Here is a 7474-nt window from a genome sequence, read left to right on the forward strand (position 1 = left end):
GACCGCGCCAGCGGAGCGAACACCTCCGCCGCGAACTCCTCCAACCGGCCACGCACCCGAGCGAGATCACCCTGCTTCACAAAACAAGATCATCCCACACCAAGATCCACACCTAACAAAGCACTACTAGGAGCTGTTGAGGAATTGCTTTGCGTGGCGGTGCGGGTAGCGGAACCTGAGCGCCTCCGTGGACTCCGTGCGCCGCTCCTGATGTATGCCAATACACGGCGTCACGGCGTACTCGCCACGAAGGCGCTGAAGAACCCGCGGCGGTGCATGCTGCTCAGGTGGTGGAAGAGGATGCGGCTCCGCCGCATTCTCACAACAGCTCCTCGCAGGCGCGGCCGTCGCGTCCGGTTCCTTCAGTGATCCGCCTGACGCACCGGAATACCGGCCGTCCGCCGCAGGTTGTGATCGACATGCGTGTCGTTGGTTTCACCGAGTTCGGCGGTCCGGAGGTCCTGGGTGTGCACGAGGTGCCGGAGCGGCATCCCGGCCCCGGCGAAGTGCGGATCCGGGTGCGCGCGGCGGCGGTCAACCCGACCGACACCGCCGGTCGCGCGGGCTGGTTCCCCGATCGGTACCGCGACGCCGAACCGCCCTACGTGCCGGGCATGGACGCCGCCGGCGTCATCGACGAGATCGGCGAGGGCACCGACACCGACCTGCGAGTCGGCGATGACGTGATGGCCATCGTCATCCCGTCCGGTGCGCACGGCGCCTACTCGGAGAGCATCGTGCTGCCCGCCGCGTCCGTCACCCGCGCCCCTGCCGGGACCGGTCACGACGCCGCGTCGACGCTGCCGATGAACGGGCTCACCGCTCGCCTCGCCCTCGACCGGCTCGCGCTGCCGCGCGGCGGCCTGCTCGCCGTCACCGGCGCCGCCGGAACCCTCGGCGGCTACGTCGTGCAGCTGGCCAAGGCCGACGGCCTGCGGGTGATCGCCGACGCCAAGGACTCCGACCGCGACCTGGTGGCCTCGCTGGGCGCCGACGAGATCGTCGAGCGCGGCGACGACGTCGCCACCCGCATCCGCGAGATCGCGCCCGGCGGTGTGGACGGCGTCGTGGACGCGGCGGTGCTCAACGACGCGGTCGAGGCCGCGGTCCGCGACGGCGGCGGCATCGCCACGGTGCGCTGGTTGGAGCAGGCCAAGCTCGACCGGCTGCGGCAGCAGGTCGAGGAGGGCGCGCTGACGCTGCGCGTCGCGGACACCTACCCGATCGAGAAGGGTGCCGAGGCGCACCGGCGGCTCGAAGCCGGTGGCACGCGGGGCAGGTTGGTCCTCCGCTTCTGACCGCTGGCGGCGGCCGGACGGTCAGGGCCCGGCCGCCGCCAGCTCCTCCCACAGCTCGTCGGGGACGGGCGCGTCGAACAGCTCGGCGTTGCGCCGGACCTCCTCCGGCGATCGCGCTCCCAGCACCACCGACGCCACGGCCGGGTGCCGCGCGGCGTGCGCGATGGCGGCCTGCGGGAGCGCCACCCCGTGGCGGCGGCAGATCTCGACCATCCGCCGCGCCCTGCCCACCACCTGCGGTGATGCCGGGAGGTAGTCGTAGACGGCGTGGGCGGCGGGGTCGTCGGTGGCCAGCACCCCGCCGTTGAACACCCCTGCGGCCAGCACGGACACGCCGCGGCGAGCGCACTCGTCCAGCAGCGGCTCACCGGAGGGGTCCAGCAGCGTGTAGCGGCCCGCGAGCATCACGGCGTCGACGTCGGTGTCGGTGACGAAGCGCCGCAGCATCTGCCACTGGTTCATCCCTACGCCGATCGCCCCCACCACTCCCTGCGAGCGGAGCTCGTGCAGGGCCGGGTAGGCCTCGGCGACCGCTTGCGCCCAGTGCTCGTCCGGGTCGTGCAGCAGCACCAGGTCGACGCGGTCCAGCCCCAGTCTGTCCACACTGGATTCCAGCGAGCGGCGGACGCCGTCGGCGCTGAAGTCCCACCGCCGCGCGAAGTCCGCGGGCGCCTCGAACCCGCCCGCCACGTCGTGGGCGCGCCCGGGGTTCGGGACGGGTTCGAGGATCCTGCCGACCTTGGTCGACACCGAGAACTCGTGCCGGGCCCGTCCTGCCAGCGCCGCGCCGAGCCGGCGTTCGGCCAGCCCCAGGCCGTAGTGCGGTGCGGTGTCGAAGTAGCGGATCCCGGCGTCCCACGCCGCCGCGACCGTCTCCGCCGCCGTCGCCTCCGAGACCTCGCGGTAGAGGTTGCCGATCACCGCACCGCCGAAGCCCAGGGCGCTCACCCGCACCCCGGATCCGCCCAGGACGGTCACTTCCGCAACCGCAGGCCTTGCATGCCGCCGTCGACCGCCAGCGACGTCCCCGTCGTGGCGCCGGCCGCGGGCCCCGCCAGGTAGGCGACCGCGGCCGCGACCTCGTCGGCGGAGACCAGGCGCCCCGAGGGCTGCCGGGCGTTCAGCGCGGCCAGCTCCGCGTCCGGGTCGTCCGCCGCCGACAGCAGCCGACGCACCCACGGCGTGTCGGCGGTGCCCGGGTTCACGCAGTTGACGCGGACCCCCTCGGGGAGGTGATCAGCGGCCATCGCCTGGGTCAGCGACAGCACGGCACCCTTGCTGGCGCTGTAGGCCGCGCGGTCCGGAAGGCCTGCCGTCGCCGCGATCGAGCACGTGTTGACGATCGACGCGGCGGCCGACCTGCGCAGGTGCGGCAGAGCGGCGCGGCTGGTGCGCACGATGCCCAGCACGTTGACGTCGAAGACGCGACGCCACTCCTCGTAGGAGTTCGTCTCGACCGTGCCCTGCGCGCCGATGCCCGCGTTGTTGACCAGCACGTCCAGGCCGCCGTGGTGCTCGACGGACTCCTTGACCGCTTCGCGCACCGAGTCCTCGTCGGTGACGTCGCACCGGAGACCGAGCATCCCGGCCGGAACCCCGCCCGGGTCCAGGTCCAACGCCGCGACCTTCGCCCCGCGATCGGCCAGCGTCCGCGCCACCGCCAGGCCGATTCCCGACCCGCCGCCGGTGACCACCGCCGCCAGACCCTCGAACTCCCCTGCGCTCACCGGTCAGCCCCTTCGCTCGCCGAGATCTCCTGGAGCTCTAGCACCCCGAACGAGCAGGCGACAAGGAATCCGACTCCGCCCCCACGACCTCGACCCGGGAGTCCTCCACCTCACCCTCGACGACCACCACGCGCCCGCGCTCGAACCACGAGAAGCCCCCAGAACTCCCAGGAGGAGGAAACTCGCTGCTCCTCGGCACGTTCGTCGTGGGCGTTGAGGGATAGGACGTGGGCGACTCAGTGCTCGAGGCGCACCGCTCATGACCACCCATGCATGTCACCTTAGCTCCCGTATCACACCAATCCTTGGGGAGATGCTGGTTCTCAGGCGGTTACCATCGGGGAATCATGGCCTCTGGTGAACTGCTCGCCATCAGCGACCTGCACGTTGCTGCTGATGAGAACAAGGACATAGCCCGGAAGCTGCGCCCCGGCTCCGATCACGACTCGCTGCTGGTCGCCGGGGACGTCGGCGAGATGTCCGACGACATCACCTGGGCTCTGGAGATGCTGGCCGGGCGCTTCGAGAAGGTCGTGTGGGTTCCCGGCAACCACGAGTTGTGGACGCCGAAGCAGGATCCCCTGCAGCTGCGCGGCGAGGCGCGCTACCTCGAACTGGTGCGGCGCTGCCGTGAGCTCGGCGTCGTCACACCCGAGGACGACTTCCCGGTGTGGACCGGCCGGGGCGGACCGGTCACGATCGCGCCGCTGTTCGTGGGCTACGACTACACCTTCCGCCCCGCCGGCACCTCCACCACGGAGGAGGCGCTGGCCGTGGCGCACGAGTCCGGGGTGGTGTGCACCGACGAGTTCCTGCTGCACCCGGACCCCTACCCCAGCCGCGACGCGTGGTGCCGAGCCCGCGTGGACCACAGCGAGAAGCGGCTCGCCGAGTGCGATCCGGACCTGCCGACGGTGCTGGTCAACCACTACCCGCTGGTCCGCCAACCCACCGACGTGCTCTGGTACCCGGAGTTCGCGCAGTGGTGCGGCACGGTGCGCACCGCCGACTGGCACGTGCGGCACCGCGCGGCGGCCGCCATCTACGGCCACCTGCACATCCCGCGCACGACCTTCTACGACGGGGTCCGCTTCCAGGAGGTCTCGATCGGCTACCCGCGCGAGTGGAAGCGCCGGGGCCTGCCCGACGAGCCGCTGCGCCGCGTGTTCCCGCAGGAGTCGTGATGCTCGAACGAGTCCTGCCCGACGATCTCGCGCGGCACGAGCTGTTCACCGACCCGCCGGAGGCGCGGTTGTTCGCCGAGGAGGCCGCGGTGATCTGGCGAGCGGTCGACAAGCGACGTCGCGAGTTCGCCACCGTGCGCCACTGCACCCGCACCGCCCTGGCCGAGATCGGCGCGCCCGTCGGCCCTCTCCTGCCTGGTGAGCGCGGCGCTCCGGGCTGGCCACCGGGAGTCGTGGGCAGCATGACGCACTGCGCGGGTTACCGAGCGGCCGCGGTCGCCTGGGACGAGGCGGTGCGCACGATCGGCATCGACGCCGAACCGCACGAGCCGCTGCCCGACGGCGTGCTCGACGCGGTGTCGCTGCCGGCCGAAAGAGCCATGATCTCGGCGCTGCCGGGCACGGTGCACTGGGATCGAATCCTGTTCAGCGCCAAGGAGTCGGTCTACAAGTCCTGGTTCCCGCTGACCGGCGAGTGGCTCGACTTCGAGGAAGCCGAACTCACCCTCTCCCTCGACGGCACCTTCCACGCCCGCCTGCTCAAGCAGGGCCACGACCCCCGCGGCGCACCCCTGACCTCGTTCACCGGCCGCTGGCTGGCCGAGGACGGCCTGATCATCACCGCCGTCGTCGACCGCTGAGCGGACTCGCCGGTGTCCGGCGTGCCGTACTCTGCTGCTCGAACAGCAGTCGCCCGAGGGGAAGAGCGGTGGCGGGACTTCCGGACTGGTCGCTGATCGACGTGCTCCACCGCTCGACGTCCGCCGTGGCGCTGTGAAGCGGCCGACGATCATCGACATCGCCCGCGCGGTGGGCGTGTCCAAGGCCGCGGTGTCCTACGCGCTCAACGGCCGCGGCGGCGTGTCCCAGGAGACGCGGGAACGCATCCTCGACGTGGCCGCGGACATGGGCTGGCGCGCCAGCAGTGCGGCGCGCGCCTTGTCGAGCGACCGGGCCGCCACCGTCGGCGTCGTGCTCGCGCGGTCCCCGGAGGTGCTGCGGACCGAACCCTTCTTCATGCAGGTGGTCGCCGGGTTGGAGCAGACGCTCTCGGCGCACGGCTTCTCGCTCCAGTTGGCACTGGCGTCGGATCCGGGCACCGAGCTGGAGACCTACCTCCGGTGGTGGGCGGAGCGCCGCGTCGACGGGGTGCTGCTGACCGATCTGCGGGTCGACGACCCGCGCCCGGCGCTGTTGCGGGAACTGCGGATACCGGCGGTGTTCTTCGGGACCGAGCAGCCGATGGCCGGGATTCCCGTGCTGTGGGTCGACGAGCACGACATCGCCGACAGCGCGATCGGGTACCTCACCGGCCTGGGCCACCGCAGGATCGGCCACGTCCAGGGACCGGGGCAGCTGCGGCACACCGCTCGCCGCGAGCGGGAACTGCGGCGTGCGGCGAAGGAGCGGCCCGGCGTGGCGCTGATGCGCGATCAGGGCGACTACACCGAGGGCGGCGGCGTGGCCGCCACGGCGCGGCTGCTGGCTTCGGCGCGGCCACCGACGGCGATCATCTACGACAACGACGTGATGGCGGTGGCGTCGGTGGCGCGGGCCGCGGAACTCGGAGTGCGGGTGCCCGGGGACGTTTCGGTGCTGGCGTGGGACGACTCGATGCTGTGCCGGGTGGTGCACCCGGCGATCACGGCCTTCTCGCACGACGTGGGCGCGGCCGCGGCGCGGGCGGCGCTGATGCTGCTGGAGCTGATCGAAACGGGCGTCGCCGACGACTCCCGGTTGCAGCCCAGAGAGCTGATCACGCGCGAGAGCACCGGCGCGGCACCGGCGTTCGGCTGACCGGAGCAGCACGAGGGCACCAAAGGTAACGAATCGGTCACGCAGATCGGACCGGCCTTCTTGTTAACCGGTTAAGTCCCTAGTTTGAGCGGCGGACCCAACGACGGGTCCGACGAGGCCGAGGAGTCGTTTCGTGATCAAACGCTCACTCGCGGCGGTGTCGCTGATCGCGGCACTGCTCGCCGGGACGCTGACGGGATGCGCGGGCTCGGCCGAAGACCCCAACACGATCACCTACTGGGCCAGCAACCAGGGCAAGAGCGCCGAGCAGGACATGGAGATCCTGCACGACGAGCTCGCCCAGTTCACCGCCCAGACGGGCATCGAGGTGAACGTCGAGGTCATCGGCTGGTCCGATCTGCTCAACCGGATCTTGGGCGCCGCCACCTCGGGGGTCGGGCCCGACGTGGTCAACCTGGGCAACACCTGGGCCGCGTCGCTGCAGGCCACCGGCGCGTTCGTCCCGTTCGACGACCGGCTGATGCAGCGCTTCGGCGGCCGGGAGCGGTTCCTGGACAGCAGCATGAGCTCGACCGGCATGGCGGGCCAGGTCCCGACGTCGCTCCCGCTCTACGGGTTGAGCTACGGCGTCTTCTACAACAAGAAGCTCTTCGCCGAGGCCGGGCTGGCTCCCCCGCGCAACTGGGACGAGTTCCTCGCCGCTTCCGAGCGCCTGACCGATCCCGCCCGCAACCGCTGGGGACTGACCATCGCGGGCGCGAGCTACACCGAGAACGCGCACTTCGCCTTCATGTTCGCCCGCTGGGAGGGCGTCGACCTCATCACCGCCAACGGGCCCGAGTTCGACTCGCCCGGCGCCGTGTCCGCCGTGCAGCGCTACCTGGACCTGATGTCGACGCAGAAGGTCGTCAGCCCCGGGGACGCCGAGGAAGGCAACACCTCCAGCGCCGCGGAGGACTTCACCGACGGCAACGCGGCGATGCTCATCGCGCAGAACAGCGTCATCCCGACGCTGGAGGACAACGGGATGTCCGAGGACGCCTACGGCGTGGTCCGGCTGCCCGCGCCCGATCCGCTGCCGCGAGGCGGCACGCCGGCGCTGAGCCACGTGGCCGGGTCGAACGTCGCGGTGTTCGCCGACAGCCCGAAGCGCGAGCAGGCGCTGAAGCTGGTGGAGTTCCTGACCAGCAAGGACGTCCAGGCGTCGTTGAACAAGAAGTACGGGACGCTGCCGGTGGTCACCGACGCCTACGACGACCCCGCCTTCCACACCGAGGAGGACGAGGTCTTCTCGGACGTGCTGGCCCACTACTCGGAACCGGCACCGATGATCCCGACCGAGGCGCACTTCGAGACGACCGTGGGTTCGGCGATGCGGGACCTGTTCGCCGAGATCGCCACGGGCCGCCAGGTCACCACCGATGACGTGCGGGCCGCGCTGGCCGACGCCGAGCAGAAGATGCGAGGTACCGGAAGTTGACCAGCACCGCTGCCCCCTCCCCCGCCC

General features: G+C 71.3%; 7 protein-coding genes. 5 read left to right on the plus strand and 2 right to left on the minus strand.

All coding sequences use genetic code 11. From position 1 onward, the window contains the following. Positions 1–419 precede the first annotated feature (419 nt). Entirely contained in the window at positions 420–1298 is an 879-nt protein-coding gene (locus tag E1181_RS30595; RefSeq protein ID WP_132679887.1) for an NADP-dependent oxidoreductase, read from the plus strand. Positions 1299–1319: 21 nt separating this feature from the next. Here E1181_RS30595 and E1181_RS30600 read toward each other — a convergent pair whose 3' ends face one another. Beyond that, a complete protein-coding gene (locus tag E1181_RS30600) occupies positions 1320–2276 on the minus strand; it encodes an aldo/keto reductase (protein ID WP_132679888.1) in 957 nt (318 codons plus the stop codon). Continuing rightward, a complete protein-coding gene (locus E1181_RS30605) occupies positions 2273–3025 on the minus strand; it encodes an SDR family NAD(P)-dependent oxidoreductase (RefSeq protein ID WP_207922393.1) in 753 nt (250 codons plus the stop codon). Before E1181_RS30605 ends, E1181_RS30600 begins: the two co-directional genes overlap by 4 nt. A gap of 347 nt (positions 3026–3372) precedes the next feature. On the opposite strand from E1181_RS30605, the gene E1181_RS30610 reads away from it, so the two are divergent. The 4 genes from E1181_RS30610 (at position 3373) to E1181_RS30625 (ending at position 7447) form a co-directional block, all read left to right on the plus strand. Then, the gene (locus E1181_RS30610) at positions 3373–4209 is read left to right on the plus strand and encodes a metallophosphoesterase family protein (RefSeq protein ID WP_132679889.1); all 837 of its coding nucleotides are present in this window, start codon (positions 3373–3375) and stop codon (positions 4207–4209) included. Next, positions 4209–4850 (plus strand): 4'-phosphopantetheinyl transferase family protein, encoded by a 642-nt coding sequence (locus tag E1181_RS30615; protein WP_132679890.1) that lies wholly within the window; start codon positions 4209–4211, stop codon positions 4848–4850. Before E1181_RS30610 ends, E1181_RS30615 begins: the two co-directional genes overlap by 1 nt. A gap of 133 nt (positions 4851–4983) precedes the next feature. Further along, complete coding sequence (locus E1181_RS30620; protein WP_132679891.1) at positions 4984–6006, plus strand: LacI family DNA-binding transcriptional regulator; 1023 nt, start codon at positions 4984–4986, stop codon at positions 6004–6006. 133 nt (positions 6007–6139) lie between these two features. Next, positions 6140–7447 (plus strand): ABC transporter substrate-binding protein, encoded by a 1308-nt coding sequence (locus E1181_RS30625; RefSeq protein ID WP_132679892.1) that lies wholly within the window; start codon positions 6140–6142, stop codon positions 7445–7447. Positions 7448–7474: the final 27 nt, after the last annotated feature.

Origin of the sequence: Saccharopolyspora terrae (assembly GCF_004348435.1) — a bacterium.
In the GTDB taxonomy this organism is placed as follows: Bacteria; Actinomycetota; Actinomycetes; order Mycobacteriales; family Pseudonocardiaceae; genus Saccharopolyspora; species Saccharopolyspora endophytica.

Excerpts from the sequence above, each read along its gene's own strand:
- E1181_RS30615 (WP_132679890.1), top strand. The coding sequence starts at position 4,209 with ATGCTCGAACGAGTCCTGCCCGACGATCTCGCGCGGCACGAGCTGTTC.
- E1181_RS30610 (WP_132679889.1), top strand. The coding sequence starts at position 3,373 with ATGGCCTCTGGTGAACTGCTCGCCATCAGCGACCTGCACGTTGCTGCT.
- E1181_RS30595 (WP_132679887.1), top strand. The coding sequence starts at position 420 with ATGCGTGTCGTTGGTTTCACCGAGTTCGGCGGTCCGGAGGTCCTGGGT.